Genomic DNA, 24,477 nt, shown 5'->3' on the forward strand with positions numbered 1-24,477 from the left:
TGAAATATGTGAATTTAGATGAATATTTTGTAAATAGATAAAAAATAATTCCAACCTCAATTGTCATCTAAAAATTCAGGTTGTAATTTAGTATAACGTTGTGCGATCCGGTCACCGCAAGTAGTCTTGTTCAAGTTTGAATTTTCCTTGGGTCAACTTTTGGCTTTTTAGCTTTGCATTTATCGAGTCTAATACTAACTCTTTAGTTATAGAACTTTAATACCATAAATTACTTCATAAATGTACAAATTTCCCAGGCAATAATTCCTAATAGAGGAAGATTTTTATTTTATGAAGTTTTTGTTTAAGTGTATTTGTCAGTAGATAAATTTTTGATAAAGTACAGCGATAAATTTGCAACATGCTTTTCTCATGGTATTCTAGTAAGTAATTACATGTAACAATAAATTTGGAGGAAAAAGCCTATTTAAATAAAATCACGTGGAAAAGTCAAGCCAACCTAATATTAGATGGTGTAGAAATATCTCAAATTCAATGCAATCTCAATTGAAAGTTGATTAGCCAACTTCAGTTTGCATTAGTTGTTTTGTAAAAAAGCTCCGTTTGGACATCCAGTAAAATTCCCGATAAATCTGTAAAGCGTATTACTGTAGTGTAGGTTGATTTATCTCTCTATTATTTACGCAGCTAGTCAGACTTGTATTAATTCTTGTGTTCCCATGCCCAAAAAGAGCACGTATACATACTCCATTTGAGTAAAAACCATTACTTTTATAAATCGGCTTAATTGCCAGCCAAGATTACAGATATGTCTGTGAGCCGGGATAAATTTTATCATATGTCAGTACATTAATCCACTTTTTTGGAGCAAATAGAGAATATTTCTCAATCCAGCTAGGTTTTATAGCTTGAGAATATCAATAGTATCTTCAAAAGATTTCTACAGCAGGATACCACTGATAGAAAGTTAATGAATGGATTAATCAAAAATTCTGGTAATCCATTTTGATTTAGGTGCATCTGTTAAATATGTGGGTGGAATCAGAGTTCAACATCAGCGATGTCTACGACTGGCTACATCTACGCACACTGCAAACTTTGTGTATGTTATGTATAGAGAATTTGTGACAAACTTCTCAAATTTCTCTATGTCTGCATCCACTATTAGATTATCGCGATCGCGCTGAAAATAGTGTTAAGCAAACCTGGGTAGCACAGAAAATATCTGTAATTCACAGTTAGGCAAACTCTAAATTGATTGTGCTAATTGCCAAGCAATAAACTGGTTTGGTTGGGAGTATAATCCAGTCAAGCAATTAAGCGTGTTTTACTAGCAATCATATCGAACGCCGCCATGATACAGCAACCATCCTGGAATATTGCATAGTATTTAGTTTTTAACTCTAAGGCATGAGCTTCAAAGATCATTTTGATATCAATCACTTCAACATAGCCTTTTAATTTTGTTGTCTTTACTGAAGTGTTGCCGAGATATGAAACGTTTAAAACAACTGGTTGTTTACTATCCGGTTCATACCTACTATCTTGATTAAGGCAAAGTACTATGAAATCCATGTCGCAAGGTTCAAACTTTAAAATAATCCCTTATATTATTTTATTTGTAAGTATTTTACTTAGTATCTGTGGACAACTGCTAATGAAAAATGCCATGATTTATACAAATGAAGGAGTATTTACTTGGGATTTTCTTCAAAAATTATCATTAGCTATTACTGTCTATTGTTTAGGTATAGTAAATTGGATATTGGCTCTGCGATCTGTAAAATTGAGTATTGCTTATCCACTGACAAGTTTAAATTATGTCGGGATACTTTTCGGCTCATACTACTTTTTTAATGAGGTGATTACGTTAACTCGAATAGTAGGAGTCATCACTATATTCTTGGGTGTTCTTTTAGTAGTTAACCCCATAAAAAAGCTCAAATTTAGATAATTACTTGAAAAGTTAAAAATGAGTATTTTTACTTGGCTAAATTTAATGCTTGTTGTTTTATTTGGAACAACTGCTCAACTCTCACTCAAGTATGGACTTTACATCTCTAACTCTAATAAAGGAGAAAGCGGCTCTCTCAAAAATCTCTTATTATCTCGTTATTTTTTAATTTGGTTTATCTGCTATACATTTATGACTATATTGTGGCTTTATGTATTGCGGACAATTCCTTTAAGTCAAGCCTTTCCAGTTTTAGGATTAATGTATGCATTTGTACCCATTGCTTCTCACTATCTTTTAAAAGAAGAGGTTATGTTTAGCCAATGGTTAGGGATTTCCGTTATTATAACTGGCGTAATTCTAGTTGTACATTAATCTTTTATGATTCAGATTATTAATATTAACAGTTTCCGAACATCATCCTCTAAAACATTTTCACAAAATCTAAATTTAATTTATGAATATAGGTATCGTTGGCGGAGGCATCACTGGGCTAGTATTAGCTCAACGTCTTTCACATCAAGGACATCAAGTCACTGTCTTTGATAGTAATAAGCAGCTTGGTGGACTTACTACCTATCATGATTACGGATTATTTACCTGGGATCGCTTTTATCACGTTATCCTACCTTCTGATACTCACTTAATAAATTTTCTTAGAGATATTGGTCTTGGAGATAAACTACGTTGGCATCGAAGTTTAACAGGCTTTTATGACAATAAAAAGTTTTATTCTATTAGTAATAGTATAGAATTCCTGCGTTTTCCTCTATTTGGACTTATAGGTAAAATCAGATTAGCCTTTACTCTTTTATATGGTTCGCGCCTTAATAACTGGCGGCGCTTAGAGAAGATTTTAGTTGAAGATTGGCTATTGAAACTTGGTGGTAAAAACACATACGAAAAGCTCTGGAAACCTTTGCTTTTATCCAAATTAGGAGAAAACTATAAGCGAATATCAGCAGTTTTTATTTGGGCTTATATCAAAAGACTATTTTCAGCGCGCGATTCTTCATTAAATAAAGAACAACTCGGTTATGTATCAGGCGGTTATAAAACTGTTTTTGACCATATAGAAAAATTAATTTACGCGGCTGGAGGTCATATCCACAAAGGTGTTGCGGTTGAATATATCGCACCTCATCCAGGGGGTGGAATGTGGGTAGAATATCAGGGGAAAAAAGAGCATTTTGATAAAGTCATCTTTACTGGGCCAGTTAATATCTTGCAACAGGTTGCTGCAAGGGAATTGGTGAAGGTTTCAGACACTAGTAAAACAGTAGAATACCTGGGTGTAATCTGCATGGTACTGATTACTCGTAAGCCTCTAGTTCCTTATTACGTAGTGAATATTGCCGATAAAAATATTCCTTTTACTGGAGTTATCGGTATGAGTAACTTAGTTTCTTTACAAGAGACAGCAGGGTATCACATTACATTCCTACCAAAATATATCCTTTCCACTGACCCGTTGTTAAAACAACCAGATGACGAATTACGTCCAATATTTTTCCAAGGTATACGTTTAATGTTCCCCGAACTCAAAGCAGATGACATTGTAGCGGCACATATTAATCGAGCGATTAAAGTACAGCCACTACAAGTTTTAAATTATTCCAGCCTTGTTCCCAAAGTGAGTACTGAAAACGATGATTTTTTCGTCGTCAATACCTCACAGTTGGTTAATGATAGCGTTAACAACAACGCAGTAGTTCGACAAGTCGATGAATTTCTCAAAAAATCAGCATTCCTGAATTCTTGAAATTTGAGCAATCACACTTTATTTTAAAAATCACACGAGGTCTTTATGAGTCTTTTTGTTCTTTTACCCGCATATAACGAGCAAGAATCAATTCGACCCTTGTTCAAAAAGTTTCAAACATTGCAGCAAATCTTTAATATAGAGATAGAACTGATTCTTGTTGATGATGGCAGTAGCGATAGAACTGCTCAGACTGCAATAGATGAATCTCAATCACTAGGTATATTACTAAAATTAGTCCAACATCCCAAAAATGCTGGTTTAGGTCAAGCAATTAAAACAGGTTTTACGACTTTCTTGGAAATTTCCAATGAAGGTGATTTTTTAGCTGCGATGGATTGTGATAATACTCAACCACCAGAGCTACTAATAAAAATGTATGACACTATGATAGCTGGTAGCTATGATATTGCGATCGCGTCTAGATATCGCAAAGGTTCTAAAGTCATAGGCTTATCAAAATTTAGAGAGCTGCTGAGTTACGGAGCCAGCTGGCTTTTCAGAATTGCCGCTCGTGTACCAGGCGTAAAAGACTACACTTGTGGTTACAGACTGTATAACCGTACTTTCCTCAGTAAACTGGATATGTATTATGGGGACAATCTATTCACTGAAAGTGGATTTGCTTGCATGATAGATTTACTGCTGAAAGCCAAAGCCCTCAAACCAAAAATCGTAGAAATTCCAATGGTTTTGAGATACGATGAAAAACCGACTGCTAGCAAAATGAAAATTCTTAAAACTATTACTCGAACACTAAAACTCTTGTTTAAGAATCTAGCCTCAACACAGCCAACTTCTAATTTAGGTCAGACTTTCAAACAGCAAGAAACAGTTAGAATTCCACTAAGAATGGCAAACCGTAAATAAACCTGAGAAGAAAAGTCTGGATTCTTTACTTGAGAAGAGTGTCAGTAAATATATAAATAGAATTGTATTTTATTCTACACTGATACAAAAGCGGAGCTTTGCTTGCTCCGCTTTTGTATTCTGACTTCTGAATTTTTCGTCAAATAGCTCTAAATTTCTAGTCTGTGGGCGGATTTGCCAAGGCGTTGTTAAAGGGGAGGGAAATCCACACGTTTTTCTAGCAACTGTGGCTTTTACTCATTTGTTAGACTGAACACACTAGGATTTTTCAGTCAAATCTCTGAACTACGCCAGCAGACGAGGCTACCCATGCTTACAAGTACGCTACTTCTCTCGAATCAACTTCCTACTCTTCAATATTCCTCCACACCAGAGCGTTTCGATGAAACCTGGGAAGCCCCCCTGGCTACCCTTCTGGGACTAGGACGCGCCGCTGGTGCTGACTTCATTGAATTATTTTTAGAGCGTCGCAACTATATTAGTTCTCTTGCAGAAGATGACGCTATCACGAGTATTTCACCCAGTCTGTCTACAGGCGCAGGAGTTAGGGTATTTCGTGGCAAAGCTGACTGCTACGTTAGCACTAATGACCTTTCGTTTTCCGGTTTGAAAGCAGCCTTAGAAAAAGGTCTTTCTATCTTAGGATTACAACTACCCACTGCTAAAGCTTTCATCCCCGAAATCAACCTAGAATTACTTAGAGATTACGCTACCAAAAGAGGTAAAGATGCATGGCTACCAGTGTGTAGCTCCATCCGAGAAATGGGAGAAATCCTCCTAGATGGTACAGCCCACCTGAAGCAAAAAGCTAGCCACGTCCAATCGCGCCGTGCTAGCTATTTCCGGGATTGGCAAGAAGTTTTAATCGCTGCTAGTGACGGGACTTTTGCCCGTGATATTCGCCTCACCCAATCAGTCGGATTTAACCTGTTGTGTGCTGATGGTGCTAATCGTACCTCAATTGGCGATCGCGCGGGTAATACTAGTGATGCCAACTTCTTGAGAACTTGGGATTCTCAACAAGCCGCCGAGAAAATAGCAGAATCGGCTGGAAAAATGCTCTACGCAGATTACGTGGAGTCGGGTACTTATCCCATCATTATGGCCAATCACTTTGGCGGCGTAATTTTCCACGAAGCTTGCGGACACCTGCTAGAAACCACTCAAATTGAACGTAATACCACACCCTTTGCTGACAAAAAAGGCGAAAAAATTGCCCACGAAAGTTTGACAGCCTGGGATGAAGGGCGCTCTGAAAATGCCTTCGGAACAATTGACATGGATGACGAAGGTATGCCTGCTCAAAGAACCCTTTTAATTGAAAAAGGCGTTCTGAAAAACTTTTTAGCAGATAGAACAGGTTCTGCACGCACCGGACACCCCAGAACTGGAAGTGGACGCCGCCAAAATTATACCTATGCCGCTGCTAGCCGGATGCGTAATACTTATATTGATTCTGGCGAATATAGCAATGATGAATTATTTGCCTCTGTTGATAAAGGTATTTACTGTAAAAAGATGGGTGGTGGTAGCGTTGGTGCTACAGGTCAATTTAACTTTAGTGTTGATGAAGCTTATTTAATTGAAAATGGCAAAATCACCAAACCACTGAAGGGAGCAATTCTCATCGGTGAAGCTAAGGAAATTATGAATAAAATTTCCATGTGTTCCCAAGATTTGGAGATTGCACCAGGCTTTTGTGGCTCAGTCAGTGGCAGTATTTACACCACAGTCGGACAACCCCACATCAAGGTTGATTCTATTACCGTTGGTGGAAGATAAGAATTTTAGATTTAGATTTTGGATTTTGAATATTGTAATTCAAAATCCAAAATGCTCAAGTTACCTGATTGTTCCGTTAGTTCAATCTAAAATCTAAAATCCAAAATTGCTTGAGTATTCCTTCAGTCAGAACTGTATGAGAGAAGTACAAGCAATAACATCCAAAATCTAATTATTCAAAATAGAATCGCTTCCAATCCAAAATCTAAAATCCAAAATCCCAAATTGACTATGCCGAATATCAATGAAATTGCAAATTCTGCTAAGGATAATGCTGATAAACTTGGCATTAAAAAATTTGACATTTATGGCTCAACAGTAGATGACACTAGCGTGCAAGTAGACCAAGGTGAGCCGAAACAAGTTAAAGCTTCAAACCGCTCTGGTGTTACTGTTCGTGTTTGGAATGAAGATAATACAATGGGTGTGACCAGCACCACAGATGTAGACCCCAAGGGACTGGAATTAGCTTTGAAAACTGCTTACGAAGCCAGTTTCTTTGGTGTTAAAGAGAATGTTCCTGATTTTAGTCCAGAGGCGACTGTTCCGATTCCAAGTAAAACCCTGCATAAAGCACCTCAAGCACCTGTTGCTGAACTTATAGAAAAATTGTTGGTAGCTGAAAAAGAATTATTGGCAGCTCACCCAGCAATTAAAGGTGTACCTTATAATGGTTTGTCTCAAAGAGATATTGACAGATTTTATCTCAATAGCGACGGTGCAGTAAGAACTGAATCTCACTCTTTGGCATCAGTTTATCTTTATAGTAAAACTGAGGAAGATGGGAAGAAACCGCGCAGTGCAGGCGCTTATAGAATCAACCAAAGTTTAGATAATCTAGATATTAATGGTTGCATTAAAGAAACTGCCGATAAAACTATCAGTCACTTGAATTATGAAAAAATCAAAACTGGTAAATATCGAGTTGTTTTCTCACCGGAAGCTTTCTTAAGTCTGTTGGGTGCTTTTTCTAACTTATTCAATGCCCAAAGTATTTTAGACAATCAAAGTCTATCTACACCTGATGATTTAGGTAAGGAAATTGCTTCTCCTCTGCTTTCAGTTTATGATGATGCACTGCACCCAGCTAACGTAGGCGCGGAAAGTTTTGATGGCGAAGGAACTCCTACTCGTCAAATTTCGCTGATTGAAAATGGCGTTTTAACAGGATTTATCCATAGTGCAGGCACCGCTAAAAGGTTAAATGCCCAGCCAACGGGTAATGCTAGTATTGGTGCAAAAGTCAGCGTCAGCCCCAATTTTTATCACGTATTTTCAACAGCAACTCCTGAGCAAGAATTGAGCTTAGAAACTGCTGAAAATGTGATTTTTATCGATGATTTACAAGCTCTCCATGCTGGAGTTAAATCCTTGCAAGGTTCCTTTTCTTTGCCGTTTGATGGTTGGCTAGTTAATAAGGGAGTGAGGACGAGTATTGAGTCAGCAACTGTTGCTGGTGATTTCTTGGAACTTTTGAAGTCAATTATTTATGTAGAAAAAGAGCCAGAGTTAACGCCAGGTGGGGTTTGCCCGAAAATCTGGGTTAATGAACTATCGATTACCGGCGAATAAAACTTAGTAAGTGCAGAGTTAAGAGTTAAACTCTTAACTCATCACTTGGAAATCATGACTAACCATTAGTATTCACCACCAATGCTAATGGCAGTATTAAATACATCAGCACCACTTAAGTCAACACCAGCTAAAACAGCGCCATCTACATCACTATTATATAAACGGGAATTACTCAAATTCACGTTGGTAAGATTGGCATTATTTAACATCGTATCGCTAACAAATGCTTGTGTGAGATTAGCAGACTTTAAATTAGCTCCAGTTAAATCTGCACCTTCTAAGTTAGCACCTTGGAGATTAGCTCCTTTTAAATTTGCATTTCTCAAGTCAACACCGATTAGATGAGCGCCTTTAAGGTTAGCTCCTGCTAGATTGCATCCCGAGCATTCTCTAGTTTCTAACAAGCGGCGGACAGGGGCGGAATTTTCTGCTTTGACGGGAATGGGAGCAGCTAAGGATAGCGTGCTGAGTAAGGCTGCTGCCGTCAAAAAAATTCGTTTCATAATTTACCTCGGACACTTCTAGAAGTCATTGAATTCTGAACTTCTACGACACCAGTGTGCCAAGATTAGAGAATTCTGTCCTCATGCGATCGGAGGAATATATAATTTCGATGAGACTAGGTATTCTTCCGTTAGGTAGTCCGATGGGAGTAAATTTCAAACTGAAATTATATTAAGCTTTGCCGCTACCTAATAGGTACAACAATGCCATCCGAACAGCGACACCGCTGGTAACTTGTGATTGAATGAGACTAAATTCTGGGTCATCCATCAATTCAGAACTAATTTCAACACCACGGTTGACTGGGCCTGGATGCAAAACTTTGACATTCGGTTTACAAAGTTGCAGTTTTGTGCGTGTAATGCCAAACAGTTGGTGATATTCTCGCAAACTTGGCAGCAAATGAGCCGTCATCCGTTCCTTTTGCAGACGTAAAGTCATGACAAAATCTGCATTCTGCAAAGCTGGTTCTAGCTGCCAATGTAGAAATAGTTGGGGATTGGGAGAATAATTTCTCCCTTCTACTTCCTCCGAGATAAACTCGGCAAAGAATTTAGGTAAGAGCGTTGGCGGTGCTGCCAGATGCACTTCGGCACCACTAGCAATTAAACTCCAAATATTCGATCGCGCCACACGAGAATGGAGAATATCGCCAATAATGGCAATCTTTTTCCCCTTTAAAAGTTCCAGTCGCGGATGATCTGGGTCAATTAGAGTAGTTATGGTAAATAAATCTAGCAGTGCTTGGGAAGGATGTTCATGTTGACCATCACCAGCATTGAGGACGCTAACTCGTACACCGAGGCGATCCATTTCAGATGCGATCGCATTTGGTACTCCTGCCTCTCGATGGCGGACTACCATAATATCAGTTCCCATCGCCAAATAGGTTTTCGCCGTGTCGAGAATTGTTTCTCCCTTAGTCATAGAAGATGTGGCGGCGGCGAAGTTCAGCGTATCCGCACTTAAACGTTTGGCTGCTAGTTCAAAACTGCTGCGGGTGCGGGTAGACGATTCAAAAAATAAATTCGCCACCACTTGTCCCTGCAAAGTTGGCACTTTCTTTGTCCGCCGTGATAGCACCTCTTGAAAACTGGCAGCAGTTTGCAAAACTGTATCGTATTCGGCGGTAGTAAAGTCAGCCAGGGAAAGAATGTGATGACGATTCCAGGTAGTAGTAGGCATATTTGGGGACTGGGGGCTGGGGACTGGGGACTGGGGACTGGGGGAGATGATGGAGACAAGAGGACAGGGGGGACAAGGAGGACAAGAGGACAAGGGGACAAGGGGACAAGGGGGAATTATTGAACAAGTCTCCCCCCTCTTCCTTGTCTACCTTGTCTCTTCTCCATGCCCCATGCCCAATCCCCAATCCCCAGTCCCCAATCCCCAATCCCCAATCCTTTCAAGTTGGTAAATGGAAAACGTTTAAAGCTAGAGAAATTAAGCTGAGGAATGTTAAAAACCCAATTGTATCTAGCATTGTAGTCACTAACGGGCCACTAACCAAGGCAGGGTCAAGCTTCAGTCGTTTCAAAGCCATTGGTAGTAAAGTGCCGAGTGTAACAGCCACAATTGTATTAGTTGCCATTACCATTCCGGCAATTAAAGCCACCCATCGCTCTTGAGGTCGCGCCCAAATCAAGGAAAGCAGGATCATCGTTGTGGCTAAAGCCAGAGCTGTACCTAAACCAGCTAGAAGTTCCTTGCGAAGAATTTTTAAGGTATCTTTGGGTGTTACCTCTCCCACTCCCAAGCCACGAATTGTTACCGTTAATGATTGAATACCGACAGTACCACCAGTGTTAGAAAAAATCGGCATGATCACTGCTAGAACTGGCACTGCGGCAATTACAGATTGAAAAGGCGCGATCGCACTGGCTGCACCAATATACAGAGCCATGATCCCCAATAGCCAAGGTAAGCGATTGCGAATGGTGAGTAAGGGAGAGGATAAAGCAGCTTCATCACCACTCACACCCGCCAGTTTTTGAATATCTTCTGTGGCTTCCTCTTCCAAAATATCCATGACATCATCAATGGTGACAATGCCCACCAATCGGTCTTCTCGGTCAACCACGGGGATCGCGATTAAGTCGTAGCGCTGCATAATTCGCGCTACTTCTTCTTGAGGGGTTTCAGTTTTAACTTTAATAACGCGATCGCTAGCAATATCTTTAATGAAAACATCGGGAAAAGTAAACAGCAATTGCCGCAGTGAAACTACTCTCACCAGCGTCCGGTTATCATCTGTGACGTAGGCGTAGTAAATCGTCTCCTTGTCTTCATCCTGACGGCGGATTTTACTCAGAGCTTCACCTACAGTTAATCCTTGGCGCAAGCGGACATATTCGGTTGTCATCACCCGCCCAGCCGTACCTTCTGGATAGCCGAGAATCGTTGCTGTTGCTTGCCTTTCTTCTAGACTGAGTTGTTGTAATAACCGTTTGATTACTCCAGCCGGTAGTTCATCAAACAATTCTGCCCGTTCGTCGGGACTCATCGCTTCTACAAGTTGCACTACCTGGACATCATGCAGAGAATTAATTAGTTCTTCCTGCACCTCTGTCGGCAGATATTCAAATACATCAATTGCCTGAGCTTTGTTGAGTAAACGGAATGCGATCGCCCGTTGTTGTTCGGGCAATTGTGTAATGTAGTCTCCCACATCCACAGGTTGCAAGCGATTTAAATCCCATTTCAACTGGTTTAAATCGGTAGTATCAGTCAACAAATCACGAATATCTTCTGTGAGCATGATATATATCTCCTAAGTCTCCCCCGCGCTGGGAGACTTCCTCACCACAGCTCAGAGGAGGTTGATACTGCCATCTTGTGGACTATGGTCCATAAAATTTCAACAAATCAATATCGATAGCTAAATTAAAGCATTGCTAGTCATCATCCTAACCCGGAACAGCGCTCTCCGGTAGATACAGAGAAAATTTTATATCTTTAGTAGCTTTTTTAGTAACTTTATGTGCATTTTTGAGCTTGCTACCCTGATTTTTGAGGAATTATTCTCTAATCAGAGTAAGCTTTTCCACCGATCTAATCTGTGAAAACTGGCGATCGCGAATAAATAAGTATACGGATGACTAAAAAAAGGGGAGTTGTCTCTAAACAAGTCATTAGAAAACTTCTGCTCATTAACAAATGCTTGAGGTTCAGTAATCTAAATTGAGATACTCTTACTTGAGTGTCGTTAACTAATTACTAAATCATAAATAGCTTCTAGCTTGGCAGTTTGCTTGCGAATATCAAAATTTTCGCAAATAAACTCTCGTCCTTTTTTACCCATACTTTTAGCTAAAGCCCGATCGGACAAAAGAATATCTAATTTTTCCGCGAGAGAGCGATCGTCTTTTTCATCAACTAAAAAGCCAGTTTCTCCATCTAAAATAGCATCGGGGATAGCGCTATGCCAGGTAGAAGCTATTGGTAAACCAGAAGCGGCGGCTTCCAATATTGAAAGCGGTAAACCTTCACTATCACCGTTTTTTGCTGTTTGACTGGGTAGAGAAAATATTTCTGCATTTCTCATAGTTTTTTGAATCACTTCATAAGGTTTTGCCCCCATAAAGTTGACTCTATTACTAATACCAAGCTCATCTGCTAGACTTTTAAAGTTTTCAGTCATTGTGCCATTTCCAATTTGGATAACTGACACATCTGGATGTTTATTGGCAATCCGGGCAAAGGCTTTTAATAGGGTATCAATTCCTTTTTTTTCAGTATGTCTGCCTACACATAAAATATATCTTTCATCTTTTGATTCACTGGCTGGGGCAAATTTCTCTAAATCTATACCACTATTTAGTTTAATAATTTTATCTTCAGGATAACCATATTCAATCATCTTTTTATACAAAAAACTAGAAAAAGCGATAAATTTAGATGCTTTTTGTTTTAATTCTTCTTCATGCAAAAGAAATTGATAAAATGCTGGATTACCTGACAGCCACATAGATCGACGTGAAACTGTGATATCAAAGCCGTAAAATGTGACGAGGAAAGGAATATTTAATTTTTCTGCCAATCGCATTGCATAAATACCATCTGGCCCAAAATGTCCGTGAATTAATTTTAGATTTTTTAGTTCAGCTTCTTTGCCAAACATATTTGGTGAAGCAGAAATTATATGAAATAATTGCTTAATCTTCCATTGGTCATTATTACTAATAGCAATATTGTCAAAAGGAATTTCTGCCAATAGTTTACAAGTCAGAAATAACGGTTTGTATGTTTGTAAATTATGGGCTTGTTCTCCGATAAAAGTTTCTGATACTCTTGGATAAGCTCGACGATACATTCCAACTGTTTTCATTGTGTTACTCCTATTTATTTAAGATTAATATTTCTTTTTCCCAAAAACGAACAAAATGTTAAGTAAAAAGCTTTTAATTTATTTATATATTTACGCTATTGATTCTATCTGCTGCTATTTTGGATAAAATAGTAATTACCTGATTTATTCAGAACAGCAATAACAATTGTTAGTTTTTTCAAGCTATACTAGTCTAAATCAGGGCTTCAATTATTTATGTTAGTCAGTGAAATAATAAGTTTTCCTGAAACTATTATTTAGTAAATATCTTAGGGTCTAATAAAGCAAACTAGGATATTTATTTATGTTAACAAACTGATTAATTTTTTATGACTTAAGCATTGACAGGGAAGGCAAAATAGCAACTATGCTTTTCAAGGCTTCTAGGTAGATTTTTGCGATGTCTGGGTTTTTGCTAGTCTACGCAAATAATAAAATATACTTTGTAAAAAACTGAAGTCGTGATGTAAATCCACAAAATGATTTATTTGTAAAGTGCATAAACCCTATTTTTATCAAACTTGATTGGGTTGAGGATAGCCTCCCTGTGTTGACTGCAATTATTTGCTGAATGAATATTTAACACAAACACATCAATCTTAAAACAGATTTACATTAAAATTATATTTATTTAATAAAGATTTTTGTTCAAAAATGATTTAGTTTAGATCGGCATAAGCATAACCTCAAAGTAGTGATTTAGTTTAGACTACCATAAGCTCATCCTTCGGAGTTAGGCACTCTTGATTTTTTAATCTCATCCCAGCACTGAATAACTCTTGAGAGTTCCTCTTTCTAAGACTTATTTGGAGGGATTTTTTCACCCACGCAGAGATCGAGATTTCTAAAGAAGATTTACGTTTCCCTATGCTCTAAGGTACATAATCCCATCTCAATGTCCCATTCTCCATAGCCCAAGTGCAAGAAATCCATTCCTTTAAAGGGTGAAATTTTGCAACTAGTTCTAAACCCAACCATGAAAACATCTACCGAATTGCTAACTCGTCTGGACTATTATTACCAGCAAATCAAAACGATTATCCTGACTCGCCAAAATCCGATTACTGGTTTACTACCTGCAAGCACAGCGATTACAGCCCACGGCGATTATACAGATGCCTGGGTGCGAGACAACGTTTACAGCATTTTGGCAGTTTGGGGTTTAGGACTTGCATACCGCAAGATTGACGACGACAAAGGACGCACTTATGAACTAGAACACAGTGTCATCAAACTGATGCGTGGGTTGTTATTTTCGATGATGCGACAGGCTCATAAAGTAGAGACATTTAAACATACTCAGTCGCTACTAGATGGACTACACGCCAAATATAATACCGCGACTGGTGACATTGTTGTTGGGGATAACGAATGGGGACATTTGCAACTTGATGCCACATCTATATTTTTGTTGATGTTAGGGCAAATGACGGCTGCGGGATTGCCAATAATTTATACAATTGATGAAGTTAATTTTGTCCAAAATTTAGTTTACTACATTGGACGAGCTTACCGCACGCCAGATTACGGTATTTGGGAACGCGGTAATAAAATTAATCGTGGAAATGCTGAATTAAATGCTAGTTCCGTAGGCATGGCAAAAGCTGCTTTAGAAGCTATCAACGGACTGGATTTGTTTGGTGTGCGTGGTAGTCAAGCATCGGTAATTCATGTGTTACCAGATGAAATTGCCCGCGCCCGAATTACCCTAGAATCCTTATTACCGAGAGAATCTGGTTCTAAAGAAATTGATGCGGCGCTGTTGAGTATTATTAGTTATCCTGCCTTTGCAGTGGAAGATTTGGAGTTACGCGATCGCACCTTAAACGATATTATCAATAAACTCGCAGGTAAATACGGCTGCAAACGCTTTCTGCGTGATGGACACCAAACGGTTTTAGAAGATAATCAACGTTTACACTACGAACCGTGGGAACTCAAGCAATTTGAGCATATTGAATGCGAATGGCCGTTATTTTTCACTTATTTAGTTCTAGATGGATTATTTCGCGGCGATCAAGAACAAGTTAAAAAATACCAAAATCTTTTAGAATCATTACTTATAGAACAAAATGGTTTGCGTTTACTGCCAGAACTTTATTATATTTCCGCAGAAAACATAGAGGCAGAAAAATTAGCACCTCAAACGCAACCACGTTTGCCCAATGAAAATATTCCCTTAGTATGGGCGCAGAGTTTATACTTCCTCAGTCAAATGTTGAGTGAAGGTTTAATCGCAGTTGGTGATATCGACCCTTTGGGAAGACATTTGTGTGTAGGAAAACAGCGCGATGCATTGGTACAAATTGCCTTGTTAGCAGAAGATGAAGATTTACAAACAAAACTAGAAGTTCACGGAATTGAAGCGCAAACGCCTACTCAAGTAGAACCGATTCAAGTGAGAAAAGCTGGAGAATTTTCAGCTATTTATACCCAAATTGGACGTAACGATAAACTTGGTTTAACTGGGCGTCCAGTGCGGCGGCTGCGGAGTTTGACAACATCTAGAATCTTTCGGATTAGCGGTGAAACAATTGTATTTTTGCCTTCATTTTCAGACTCTCAACAGTTTTACTTAACCCTTGATTACCATTTTTTACTGGATCAAATTAGAAGCGAACTAGCTTACATTCAAAAATATTGGAGCGATTTAGGTCGTCCTACCTTAACTTTAATGTTGACGCACACCATGTTAGAAAGTGGTTCTGAAGCATTACTAGAACTGATGCAAGAACTCAAAGATGGTGTTTGTAACGGCGTGCAGGTGAAATTAGGGCGGCTAAATCAGCTAATGTTAACAGCCGGAATCCAAAGAATTGATTTTCTACCAAATGCAGAATTCGCGCGATCGCCAGTGAAAAATGCTAGCCCACGTTGCTATTATTTAGCTTATCATCCTGAGAAAAACTGGCGCTTAGGACATACCCAAGAATTTCAAATGGAGTACGAAACTAACTTGGGGTTATTGCTTTCTTACTTGCGTTCATCAGAGAATATTTACGAGCAAATCGAGTTATTGCAAACATTAACTCGCTTGCAGGGAATGAAATTTGATACGGGGTATGGCGGCCCAGGATATCCTGTCACCGTAGGCGATTTACTAGATGAAGTTTACACCAAAGCCGGAGATTTAAGCATTTGGGCAGTAGTGCGTCGGGCTGCGGGGTTGCGCCAAATGGTTGATATCAGCCTATCAGATGCAGTCACAAGTATTTTGGTGCGGGGTAAGCAAATTGCTGTGGGTAAAGCTTACAGTGAAGCGTCCTTGATTAGCGTACCCATGTCTCACGATGAAATTGCCGATAAAATTAATCATTTTTGTCGTGAAGATATCCGCGATCGCGTCCTTACTCAAGAGATTTTAATCTATGTTGGTATCTTAATTCGCTCAGAACCCGAACTATTCCAAGGACTACTAACGCTGAGAGTCGGCTATCTGATCTTATTAATCACCAGCGAACTAGCGCGGGAATTGCATGTCACTCAAGATGAAGCTTACGATCGCTTAATGCAACTTTCACCCTTTGAAGTTAAAGTACGCTTGCGTCAGGTATTAACTGGATATACTGGTATGAGTAACCTGTTGCGCCAGCAAGAATCACTCCATGTCAAACAAAAAGAAAGTGATATTGCTTGGGTGGTATTACCAGGAATCGCCGAAGGGATAGAAGTTCCGCCAGGTGGTTGGCGGCGGTTTCGCCAAGCCGAGGGTGCGACGGGGCGCGTACCAAAAGAATTTTTTAAACAAGTTTGGCTATTAATGCAACATTGCAAGGGTCTAGTAATTGGCGATAAACTAGAGCGGCGCAATCGTTTAGATAGTGAGATAATGTTGTCGGAAATGACAGCCGGGGAAAGAAATTTTGCTCTCTTGGTTGAGCATTTGCTGAATAAAATCGAAGCCCCAGAATATCGCCAAGTTAATATTGAAGCATTAATTGAATTAGGAGCGATCGCTGCCAATAATCCTAAGCTGCAAATTGAAGAATATATCGTGTTGGATGTGTTAATTGGCCATGCAGTGCGGTTAGCGTGGTTAGAGAATCATAGTCAACGTAGCGATCGCTATGATGAGGATAAGGCGAGTGCGTGGCGATCGTTTTACAATACCTCTCCTAGAGATTGCGCTAGTTATATTTTGAAGGCTTTCCGTTTCTTAACGGAATTTGTGAAAGATTTTTAAACGCAAAGGATCGCAAAGGGAAGCGCAGAGGTACGCAGAGGATCAGAGAGAATGAGTTGAGTGGGGTGATTATTGGGTGTGCGATGAGGGTGCATACTGCTTTGGGGCCTGGTTTATTGGAGTCGGCTTATGAAGAGTGCTTGGATTATGAGTTGAAGAAAGCCGGATTGAATGTTGGTAAGCAAATTCCATTGCCCTTAGTTTATCAAGATGTGCAATTGGAATGTGTTTATCGATTAGATTTGATTGTCGAAAACCAAGTAATTGTAGAGATTAAATCTGTAGAATCCTTCCACCCAATTCACTCCGTTCAACTCCTAACCTATCTCAAACTAGCAAACTGCAAACTAGGTCTTCTCCTCAACTTTAACGTCCTCCACCTCAAAGAAGGTATTAAACGCGTAGCTAACAACCTCTAACTCCCCCTCTTTGCGTTCCTCTGCGCTTCCCTTCGCGTTCCTTTGCGTTAAAAAAATATCCCCTACCTAAGACGCCAAAAGCAGAGAAAGCAGGGGTTTATTCAACTTTATTTTGTTGTTAAAACTACTTAACAGAAACAGCATCAACATCAATGGTGCTTCCACTAGAGCTAGAGGTAGAACCCTCTGGAGTATTAGGTACTTCAGTACCCACCTCACCCTTACGAGCTTTCCAGCCTTCAATTACTAGCCCAGACACCTCACCAACTAGCAGAGTCAAGAGGAAAACATCATCAATCTGTCCCGCAACTGGTATAAAATCTGGGAGAACATCAAATGGGCTGACCAAATAAACCAACGTTCCTAAAATTACCCACCAACGATATTTGGGGTTACGAAGTACGCTGCGATACCAGGTATAAAGTGATTGGATCGAAAATTTCATATTTTGAACCTCCAGTTATCATTTATTTTGACAAATTATTCTAAAAATTCACGGTGCGAATAACCGTCCTAGTTAGTTGGGAAGATGCTACTAGTAATCTGTCAACAAAGACAAATACAGTATTTGGTGCTGATATCTGCTGCTCTAGCCATAAGAGATATGCCTATATACTGATTTTACTTTATTAAAGATTTTATAAATTGCTCGGTATAGTCTTAAACTTCTGTGCAGATCCCAAGGAATAATCTTCTAATTTAAAATCAGCAAAAGGCTTCTTTTCTAACCTATTCCGTAGAGCCTCGTCAAGAATGACACCTGATGATTCTCTTTTAACACCAATAATTATCACACTTGTTTGATATGTCGTTAAATCCCGATTTGCCTGACAATCACTTCGTTGAAATTGACCCAAATTCAATAAGCGATAAATTTTGACACTTGGTGTATTAATAAATAATTTTTTTACTAAAAGTTGTATTTGTTTAGAACGTTCTAAAGCCACACGTTCTTGAATTAATCTATCACCTTTACAAGAAGCCGTGCCGACAGAGATAATTTCATTGGGAGCTTCCATTATATTCTCTATACCTTCTTGTTCTAAATTCAACTTTAAAAGGTCAACGCTAATAATTTCATCATTGGATTTAAGTTGAAAGTTGCTACCTAAAAGCCATTTATATTTTAGTGATAAAACCGCTATATTAAATTCCGCTATCCTTCCCTGACTATCCTTCCCTTCTTGATAAGAAAAGTAATCGATATTACCTTTTTTTTCTGGATATTGTCTGTAATAGGATGTGTCAGGTAAATCTGATTTGCGTGTGGCTAAAGTTACTATACTGAGTAATCCTAATATTACTAATAAAACTGCAAAAAATGTCAATAGCGGCACTTTTTGCGACTGCTGATTTTGAGGTAATGAATTGCTATTAATATCTACAGTTAAATGCTCAAGTTTAGAAGATTCTAAAATATTATTATTTGTCGGAGTCGTGTCTGTTAATTGAGTTTCTATTTCTTCTAAGGAATGCAAAATTTCTTGAGTACTGGCAGGACGTTTTTCTATATCTGATGCTGTTAGCCAATCAATTAAATTCAATAGTAAGGGTGAAATATGGGTCGCATGATTTTGCCAGTGCAACAAATTTTGCTGGACATCATACATCTCCAAAGGATGATATCCTGTCAGCAAAAATACAAAAGTGCGTCCCAAAGCAAAGAAATCTGACTGCGGTACTGCTTGACCATTCATTTGTTCTGGGGCGCTGTAGCCAGATGACATAAGTGCTGTCATCTTGTCGCCATTGCTTAGTTGGTCTTGGTAGGTTTTATTAATTTCATTGGCGGTACCAAAATCAATCAGTACTAGATTCCCCCAACCCTCCTCAAGGGGGGATCTAATCATAATGTTAGATGGCTTAATATCTCGATGTAGGTACTGTTTGCTATGTACTACATCTAAAATTTCTATCAACTGTCTTAACCAGTCTGTGGCTTGTTCTTGAGATATGGGGCTATTTTGCTGTAGCCACTGTTCTAAGTTGTAGCCATCGATTTTTTCCATTGCAATGCAATGCAACACTAAACCATTTCGGGTTTGATACTGAAAGTAACTATCTTCTTTGGGAATTCCGGGATGCTTGAATTGTCCCAACACCGTTACTTCTTGCTGAAATAATTCTACTGCTTGGGCGTTGTCTGATAAATCTTCTTTGAGTATTTTGATAATTTTGGGGGTATCTTGCTCGTATGCCTCATAAACTTTACTAAAACCTGTTTTGTCACTCAACAGGCACGTCACCCGGTAACGCCCTAGCAATTCTAGATGGGAACCACAACTTTGACAAAAGCGATTTTGATGATTATTCGGGTGATTTGGTTTAGGGCAAACAGGGTTGATACAAAGGCTCATGACAGGGGAGTGTGGAGTGGAGAAGCGGGGGAGCAGGGGACCAAGGGAGCAGGGGACCAAGGGAGCAGGGGACCAAGGGAGCAGAGGAGAAATTGCAGTAAGTTTTCCCCTCTGCACCTCTGCCTCTTATGCCCAATACTTCTCTACGAGAGGCTGCGCCAACGGCTTCTCTACGAGACGCTGTTCGCGTTCGCGGCAGTTGAGCGCAGTCGAAACTCAGTACAAGTGCCCAATTCCTAATGCACAATTCCCCTAGACATTGCTCCTATTAATTCTTCTGTTGCTGTATGACTAATCCCGTCTAAATAATCATGAGATTTTTGATCTATGTTCTGCCAAGAAAGCTGCCACAGTTTGGTTAAATGCCTCTGGTTGTGTCAAAAACGGCCAATGATTGCCGGGAACTTGGCAGATACGTAAGTTTTGAAGATAAGTTTTGTAGGGTTGAATTTGCCAATTTTGACGGTTCAGTCCTTGTTTTGGCTGGACGAATAGGGCAGGGGTGTCAAGGGGAATTGTAAAACCTGGCACTTGCATTACTGCCTCAAAAATTCCGTCGCGGGCGGCTATGGTAAATTTGCTGCCCCAACTTCCATCGGGTTTTTGTTCTATTCCTGCTTGGAAGACTTGCTCTTGTAAAGAAGTCCATCCTTGATATTGCTTTAATTGCCGTGCTTGTTGTTCGGCTTCTTCGTGGCTGGGAAAAGGCCCCATGCTTTTAAGAAAAGGCAAGAAGCGATATAACATTGGGAAAGTTACCCTGAAAAAACTGGGCATTTTCCAGATAAAAATCGGATCGACGAGAATTATACTCCGTACACGCTTTGGGTTTTGTCTTGCCCAGATGACGGCTAATTTACCTGTCCACGAGTGACTTACAATATGGGCAAAAGTCCATCCAAGACTATCCATGAGTGCTTCAAGGTCTGCGATCGCACTCTCAAAGCTATAATCTATCTCTGGTTTACTACTTTGGCCATGTCCGCGCATATCTGGCGCAACTATGTGGTAATCCGCCGCCAAGTAATCTCCTAAACTAGACCACACTAGAGCATGATCGCCTAAGCCATGTAACAGCAGTAAAGGTTCTTGACCTTGATTCCATTCTAAATAAGAAAGTTGGATATCAGGCTTTGATAAAGTTTGACGTACAGCCATCATTGCACATCCAGGCTTAGATAGTTTTGCGTTTATATGGTACTGCGAAAGATGGGGAGCAGCACTTCGGCTACGCTCAGTGACCGAGGAGCAGGGGAGCAGGGGAGACAAGGGGACAAGGGGACAAGGGGACAAGGGGGAATTATTGAACAAGTCTTTTCCTTTTTTCTTGTCTACCTTGTCTCTTCCCCATGCCCCATGCCCCATGCCCAATGCCCAATGCCCAATGCCCAATGCCCAATGCCCAATTCAATTGTTATCATTTACCACTTTATGACTCTGAGGATTGTACCAATTGACACGAAATAATGAGGCTAATGAATGCCAAGATCAATAAAAGGATGCCCCAAGGATATTAAAAGTACTATGCCAGAATTACACCAATCAATTGCCCAGCATTATCACGAACGAACTAAATACAACCCTGATACTCTCGCCTCTAAAAACCAGCGATTAGACTGGACTAAACAGCCAGTACCCTTTAAAGAGTACAAAATTGGCTCTACTTTTGATCTCAAACCCTATATCCAAGAAAAAACAGAGGCATTTGCTAATAACCCAGATACTCAGTGGTGGCAAAGACTTTCACGGCTATTGTTTCGTAGTTATGGATTGACAGCAAGAATGCCTTCTATGGGTAGTGCAGTGTATTTACGCGCTGCTCCCAGTGCAGGCGGACTATACCCTGCCGAGGTGTATGTGGTTTCGCGTGGTACATCGTTATTACCGCCTGGTCTATATAACTACCAGTGTCGAACTCATTCTCTCATGCATTATTGGGAAAGTGATGTTTGGCAAACTTTGCAAGCAGCTTGTTTCTGGCATCCTTCTTTAGAAAATACCCAATTGGCAATTATTGTAACTGCGGTATTCTATCGTTCTGCGTGGCGCTATGAAGATCGGGCTTACCGTCGGATTTTTCTGGATACGGGACATCTGTTGGGTAATATCGAGTTAGCTGGTGCGGTTACTGATTATCGCCCCCATTTAATCGGCGGCTTTGTCGATGAATCGGTTAACGATCTGCTTTATATCGATCCGCAACAAGAAGGTGCGATCGCTGTCTTACCTCTGGCAGACTTGTTAGATGTTAATCAAAATTTACCATTGGGATGTACTGCTTTACCTTCGGCTACTGAAACCAGTTATCCTCAAATCCCTGATGGCGAACTACTAACATATTTCCATCAACATACCCAGATCCAATCAGGTGTAACTGGTAATCTTAATCTACCAACTATTAAACAAGAAAAATCTTTAGAGGATAAATACAATTTTCCTTTCTGTTTAAAAATTCCCACCACCACTGCACCTATAAATTGGGGACAAAAACTATCAGAACTGGAAACCACTATGTATAAGCGACGCTCTACCCGCGCTTACAATGGTGATGATTTAAGCTTCGATGAATTGAAAAGTTTACTCGATTTCACTTACCAACCGCAAAATTACATCGACCAAAGTTTAGATATTTCTCCAGACTACTTCGATCTAAATTTAATCGAAACATTCATTGCTGTTTGCGGAGTCAAAGGACTGGAGGCGGGTTGTTACTATTACGCGCCCAAAGCCCAAGAATTACGCCAAATCCGGTTTAAAAACTTTCGGCGAGAATTACATTTTCTCTGTTTGGGACAAGAATTAGGACGGGATGCGGCAGCGGTATTATTTCACACAGCCGATTTGAAAGCTGCGATCGCACAGTATGGCGATCGCGTTTACCGTTACTTACACATGGATGCCGGTCATTTGGGACAACGCCTGAATTTAGCAGCAATGCACCTGAATGTCGGCGTCAGTGGTATCGGTGGATTCTTTGACGACCAAGTAAATGAAGTTTTAGGCATTCCTGCTGATGAAGCTGTTCTATATATCACTACATTGGGACGCCCAAGATAACAATAATCCCAGAGACGCTGAGAATCTAGAAAGTTTATTTTCTGTCCTTTACGTCTCTGTGCAAGCTTACGGGGCTAGAACTTGGGCTAGGATGCAAGATAAAAGAAGCCTCATCGCCCTTTGTCCTTGTAGGTAGTACTGGTGCTTGTTAGGACTTAGTGTAAATAATTAGGCAACTAATTCGTAGGAATCTTTTATATCTATCCATATAATCGAATATAAAAACTGCTATGACGGCGAATAGTCCGTCCAGATTCTTTAATTCCACCGATATATTTTTGGAGACCTATACATTTAATTTATAGCAAGGGACTGGGGACTGGTGACTGGGGATTGGGTGAAAAGTCTTGTTGTGTCTAAGTTTTATCATCTGTTAATGTCCTAACCACGAAGGCTTGTGCTATAACGTGAGTTCGACGGCTCTAAAAACCCCACTTCCATTCCTCTCCCCCACAGGGAGAGAGGCTTTGAAACCCTAATTTTTTCGTTGTCAACTAAAAATATTTCTGCCCCTCTGTGCCTCAAAGAGGGGTTGGGGAGAGGTTCATCGAACTCACGTTAATTTATGGTTGGGGTCTAAATACCCATCCATGACGTAATTCAGAATTGCGTTAGCGAGTCTGCGTACTCTGTAAGAGTTGCAAGCTACGCTTTTAGCGTCTCGTAGAGAGCGTCATTGCGAATGGGATTTTGGTAAATCCGGGTAATTTAGATTTTAGTCAGTTTTTCCTGAATGAATGTCCTGTTTTGCCTCTCGACTAGCTGTAGATGTGATCAGAAACGGATTATTAGGGAGAATTCTTTGAGCATCGAAAACGACGGTCGCGGCAGTGGCAGGTAATGTTATGGCTTTTGTATTAGTTATAGATAGCGTCGGCGCAGCCCAACCTAGTCATCGCTATAGACTGGTGAAGCTCCGATATTAAGCTGGTGTTATGTTGAATGGGGCAAGAGTGATAAAAAAGGGTTAATGTCTCTTACCTGCTCCCAGATATAGCTCACCCACTTTCGGGTCATTCAACAATTCTTCACCAGGGCCGGAGATCGCATCACGTCCTGATTCTAATACATATCCACGATTAGCCATCTCTAAAGCTTTACGGGCATTTTGTTCAACTAATACGATCGCAGTACCTGCCTGATTAATTTGTTTAATCTGCTCGAACACTTGTGTCACCAAAATCGGCGACAAAGCAGCAGATGGCTCATCTAAAATCAGCAAACCAGGTTCCAACATCAAAGCTTTGCCCATCGCTAGCATCTGGCGTTCTCCTCCAGAGAGAGTACCAGCACGTTGACGACGGCGATCGCTTAATCTCGGAAACATAGTAAATATTTTATCTTTAATTGGTTTCAGGGGAGTGTTAAGCACAAAAGCACCCATCTCCAAATTCTCTTCAACACTTAGAGAAGGGAAAACATTGGCGATTTGCGGTACGTAGCACATTCCTCGTTGGACAATTTGATTGGACTTTAGCCCCACGATATTTTCACCTTTGAAAGTAATTGTGCCTGTGTGGGGGATCAAAAGCCCAAAAATTGCTTTTGCCAAAGTAGATTTACCTGCACCGTTGGGGCCAATCACTGTCACCAATTCTCCTGGTGCAACCTGAAAATTCACACCTTGCAGGATATCTACATCTTTGATGTATCCGGCGCGAACATTTTGAACTTCTAATAAATAGTCATTAGTCATTGGTCATTTGTCATTGGTCATTGGTCAACA

Annotated in this window: 19 protein-coding genes; 10 read left to right on the forward strand and 9 right to left on the reverse strand. The window is 39.9% G+C overall.

All coding sequences use genetic code 11. The features are described 5' to 3' along the window. Window positions 1–1,269 precede the first annotated feature (1,269 nt). The gene (locus RM049_RS14005) at window positions 1,270–1,536 is read right to left on the reverse strand and encodes a hypothetical protein (RefSeq protein ID WP_322682561.1); all 267 of its coding nucleotides are present in this window, start codon (window positions 1,534–1,536) and stop codon (window positions 1,270–1,272) included. On the opposite strand from RM049_RS14005, the gene RM049_RS14010 reads away from it, so the two are divergent. The 6 genes from RM049_RS14010 to RM049_RS14035 all read left to right on the forward strand — a co-directional run bounded on the left by RM049_RS14010 (window position 1,535) and on the right by RM049_RS14035 (window position 7,901). Then, window positions 1,535–1,915 carry an EamA family transporter gene (locus tag RM049_RS14010; RefSeq protein WP_322669850.1) on the forward strand — a complete coding sequence of 127 codons (381 nt, stop codon included), beginning with the start codon at window positions 1,535–1,537 and terminating at the stop codon, window positions 1,913–1,915. The genes RM049_RS14005 and RM049_RS14010 overlap by 2 nt on opposite strands. Window positions 1,916–1,933: 18 nt before the next feature. After that, window positions 1,934–2,290, forward strand: a complete 357-nt coding sequence (locus RM049_RS14015) for an EamA family transporter (RefSeq protein ID WP_292784161.1) — start codon at window positions 1,934–1,936, stop codon at window positions 2,288–2,290. 82 nt (window positions 2,291–2,372) lie between these two features. Beyond that, window positions 2,373–3,677 (forward strand): NAD(P)/FAD-dependent oxidoreductase, encoded by a 1,305-nt coding sequence (locus RM049_RS14020; protein ID WP_322704577.1) that lies wholly within the window; start codon window positions 2,373–2,375, stop codon window positions 3,675–3,677. Between the two features lie 45 nt (window positions 3,678–3,722). Next, window positions 3,723–4,547, forward strand: coding sequence for a glycosyltransferase family 2 protein (locus RM049_RS14025; RefSeq protein WP_322669505.1), 825 nt, complete (start codon window positions 3,723–3,725; stop codon window positions 4,545–4,547). Window positions 4,548–4,856: 309 nt separating this feature from the next. Next, window positions 4,857–6,329 carry a TldD/PmbA family protein gene (locus RM049_RS14030; protein WP_322704578.1) on the forward strand — a complete coding sequence of 491 codons (1,473 nt, stop codon included), beginning with the start codon at window positions 4,857–4,859 and terminating at the stop codon, window positions 6,327–6,329. Window positions 6,330–6,560: 231 nt separating this feature from the next. After that, window positions 6,561–7,901 carry a TldD/PmbA family protein gene (locus RM049_RS14035; protein ID WP_322704579.1) on the forward strand — a complete coding sequence of 447 codons (1,341 nt, stop codon included), beginning with the start codon at window positions 6,561–6,563 and terminating at the stop codon, window positions 7,899–7,901. A gap of 65 nt (window positions 7,902–7,966) precedes the next feature. Here RM049_RS14035 and RM049_RS14040 read toward each other — a convergent pair whose 3' ends face one another. The 4 genes from RM049_RS14040 to RM049_RS14055 form a co-directional block, all read right to left on the reverse strand. Beyond that, window positions 7,967–8,407, reverse strand: coding sequence for a pentapeptide repeat-containing protein (locus RM049_RS14040; protein ID WP_322704580.1), 441 nt, complete (start codon window positions 8,405–8,407; stop codon window positions 7,967–7,969). Between the two features lie 172 nt (window positions 8,408–8,579). Further along, on the reverse strand, window positions 8,580–9,593 hold the full coding sequence (locus RM049_RS14045) for an aspartate carbamoyltransferase catalytic subunit (RefSeq protein WP_322704581.1): 1,014 nt from the start codon (window positions 9,591–9,593) through the stop codon (window positions 8,580–8,582). A gap of 220 nt (window positions 9,594–9,813) precedes the next feature. Continuing rightward, window positions 9,814–11,166, reverse strand: coding sequence for a magnesium transporter (gene mgtE / locus RM049_RS14050; protein WP_322701541.1), 1,353 nt, complete (start codon window positions 11,164–11,166; stop codon window positions 9,814–9,816). A 447-nt stretch (window positions 11,167–11,613) separates the two neighbouring features. Then, a complete protein-coding gene (locus tag RM049_RS14055) occupies window positions 11,614–12,735 on the reverse strand; it encodes a glycosyltransferase (RefSeq protein ID WP_322704582.1) in 1,122 nt (373 codons plus the stop codon). Window positions 12,736–13,711: 976 nt separating this feature from the next. On the opposite strand from RM049_RS14055, the gene RM049_RS14060 reads away from it, so the two are divergent. Further along, the gene (locus RM049_RS14060; protein WP_322704583.1) at window positions 13,712–16,918 is read left to right on the forward strand and encodes a glycoside hydrolase family 15 protein; all 3,207 of its coding nucleotides are present in this window, start codon (window positions 13,712–13,714) and stop codon (window positions 16,916–16,918) included. A 41-nt stretch (window positions 16,919–16,959) separates the two neighbouring features. After that, a complete protein-coding gene (locus RM049_RS14065; protein WP_194047259.1) occupies window positions 16,960–17,337 on the forward strand; it encodes a GxxExxY protein in 378 nt (125 codons plus the stop codon). A 124-nt stretch (window positions 17,338–17,461) separates the two neighbouring features. Here RM049_RS14065 and RM049_RS14070 read toward each other — a convergent pair whose 3' ends face one another. From RM049_RS14070 to RM049_RS14080, 3 genes are all read right to left on the reverse strand, one after another. After that, window positions 17,462–17,782, reverse strand: coding sequence for a YkvA family protein (locus tag RM049_RS14070; protein ID WP_322669513.1), 321 nt, complete (start codon window positions 17,780–17,782; stop codon window positions 17,462–17,464). A 193-nt stretch (window positions 17,783–17,975) separates the two neighbouring features. Next, window positions 17,976–19,694: a serine/threonine-protein kinase gene (locus RM049_RS14075; RefSeq protein ID WP_322704584.1), complete on the reverse strand. Its 1,719-nt coding sequence runs from the start codon at window positions 19,692–19,694 to the stop codon at window positions 17,976–17,978. A gap of 309 nt (window positions 19,695–20,003) precedes the next feature. Further along, window positions 20,004–20,852: an alpha/beta hydrolase gene (locus tag RM049_RS14080; protein ID WP_322704625.1), complete on the reverse strand. Its 849-nt coding sequence runs from the start codon at window positions 20,850–20,852 to the stop codon at window positions 20,004–20,006. 36 nt (window positions 20,853–20,888) lie between these two features. On the opposite strand from RM049_RS14080, the gene RM049_RS14085 reads away from it, so the two are divergent. Together RM049_RS14085 and RM049_RS14090 are read left to right on the forward strand one after the other, a co-directional pair. Beyond that, window positions 20,889–21,161 (forward strand): hypothetical protein, encoded by a 273-nt coding sequence (locus RM049_RS14085; RefSeq protein ID WP_322704585.1) that lies wholly within the window; start codon window positions 20,889–20,891, stop codon window positions 21,159–21,161. A gap of 57 nt (window positions 21,162–21,218) precedes the next feature. After that, complete coding sequence (locus RM049_RS14090; protein WP_322669852.1) at window positions 21,219–22,751, forward strand: SagB/ThcOx family dehydrogenase; 1,533 nt, start codon at window positions 21,219–21,221, stop codon at window positions 22,749–22,751. A 967-nt stretch (window positions 22,752–23,718) separates the two neighbouring features. On the opposite strand, the gene RM049_RS14100 is transcribed toward RM049_RS14090, so the two are convergent. Then, entirely contained in the window at window positions 23,719–24,447 is a 729-nt protein-coding gene (locus RM049_RS14100; protein ID WP_322669515.1) for an ABC transporter ATP-binding protein, read from the reverse strand. Window positions 24,448–24,477: the final 30 nt, after the last annotated feature.

This window comes from Nostoc sp. DedQUE04 (genome assembly GCF_034530995.1).
Lineage (GTDB): Bacteria > Cyanobacteriota > Cyanobacteriia > Cyanobacteriales > Nostocaceae > Nostoc.

What these genes read in the sequence shown, in the direction of transcription:
- RM049_RS14010 (WP_322669850.1), top strand. Translation starts at nt 1,535, where the DNA reads ATGTCGCAAGGTTCAAACTTTAAAATAATCCCTTATATTATTTTATTT.
- RM049_RS14005 (WP_322682561.1), bottom strand. Translation starts at nt 1,536, where the DNA reads ATGGATTTCATAGTACTTTGCCTTAATCAAGATAGTAGGTATGAACCG.
- RM049_RS14015 (WP_292784161.1), top strand. Translation starts at nt 1,934, where the DNA reads ATGAGTATTTTTACTTGGCTAAATTTAATGCTTGTTGTTTTATTTGGA.
- RM049_RS14020 (WP_322704577.1), top strand. Translation starts at nt 2,373, where the DNA reads ATGAATATAGGTATCGTTGGCGGAGGCATCACTGGGCTAGTATTAGCT.
- RM049_RS14025 (WP_322669505.1), top strand. Translation starts at nt 3,723, where the DNA reads ATGAGTCTTTTTGTTCTTTTACCCGCATATAACGAGCAAGAATCAATT.
- RM049_RS14030 (WP_322704578.1), top strand. Translation starts at nt 4,857, where the DNA reads ATGCTTACAAGTACGCTACTTCTCTCGAATCAACTTCCTACTCTTCAA.
- RM049_RS14035 (WP_322704579.1), top strand. Translation starts at nt 6,561, where the DNA reads ATGCCGAATATCAATGAAATTGCAAATTCTGCTAAGGATAATGCTGAT.
- RM049_RS14040 (WP_322704580.1), bottom strand. Translation starts at nt 8,407, where the DNA reads ATGAAACGAATTTTTTTGACGGCAGCAGCCTTACTCAGCACGCTATCC.
- RM049_RS14045 (WP_322704581.1), bottom strand. Translation starts at nt 9,593, where the DNA reads ATGCCTACTACTACCTGGAATCGTCATCACATTCTTTCCCTGGCTGAC.
- mgtE (WP_322701541.1), bottom strand. Translation starts at nt 11,166, where the DNA reads ATGCTCACAGAAGATATTCGTGATTTGTTGACTGATACTACCGATTTA.
- RM049_RS14055 (WP_322704582.1), bottom strand. Translation starts at nt 12,735, where the DNA reads ATGAAAACAGTTGGAATGTATCGTCGAGCTTATCCAAGAGTATCAGAA.
- RM049_RS14060 (WP_322704583.1), top strand. Translation starts at nt 13,712, where the DNA reads ATGAAAACATCTACCGAATTGCTAACTCGTCTGGACTATTATTACCAG.
- RM049_RS14070 (WP_322669513.1), bottom strand. Translation starts at nt 17,782, where the DNA reads ATGAAATTTTCGATCCAATCACTTTATACCTGGTATCGCAGCGTACTT.
- RM049_RS14075 (WP_322704584.1), bottom strand. Translation starts at nt 19,694, where the DNA reads ATGAGCCTTTGTATCAACCCTGTTTGCCCTAAACCAAATCACCCGAAT.
- RM049_RS14080 (WP_322704625.1), bottom strand. Translation starts at nt 20,852, where the DNA reads ATGGCTGTACGTCAAACTTTATCAAAGCCTGATATCCAACTTTCTTAT.
- RM049_RS14085 (WP_322704585.1), top strand. Translation starts at nt 20,889, where the DNA reads ATGGTACTGCGAAAGATGGGGAGCAGCACTTCGGCTACGCTCAGTGAC.
- RM049_RS14090 (WP_322669852.1), top strand. Translation starts at nt 21,219, where the DNA reads ATGCCAGAATTACACCAATCAATTGCCCAGCATTATCACGAACGAACT.
- RM049_RS14100 (WP_322669515.1), bottom strand. Translation starts at nt 24,447, where the DNA reads ATGACTAATGACTATTTATTAGAAGTTCAAAATGTTCGCGCCGGATAC.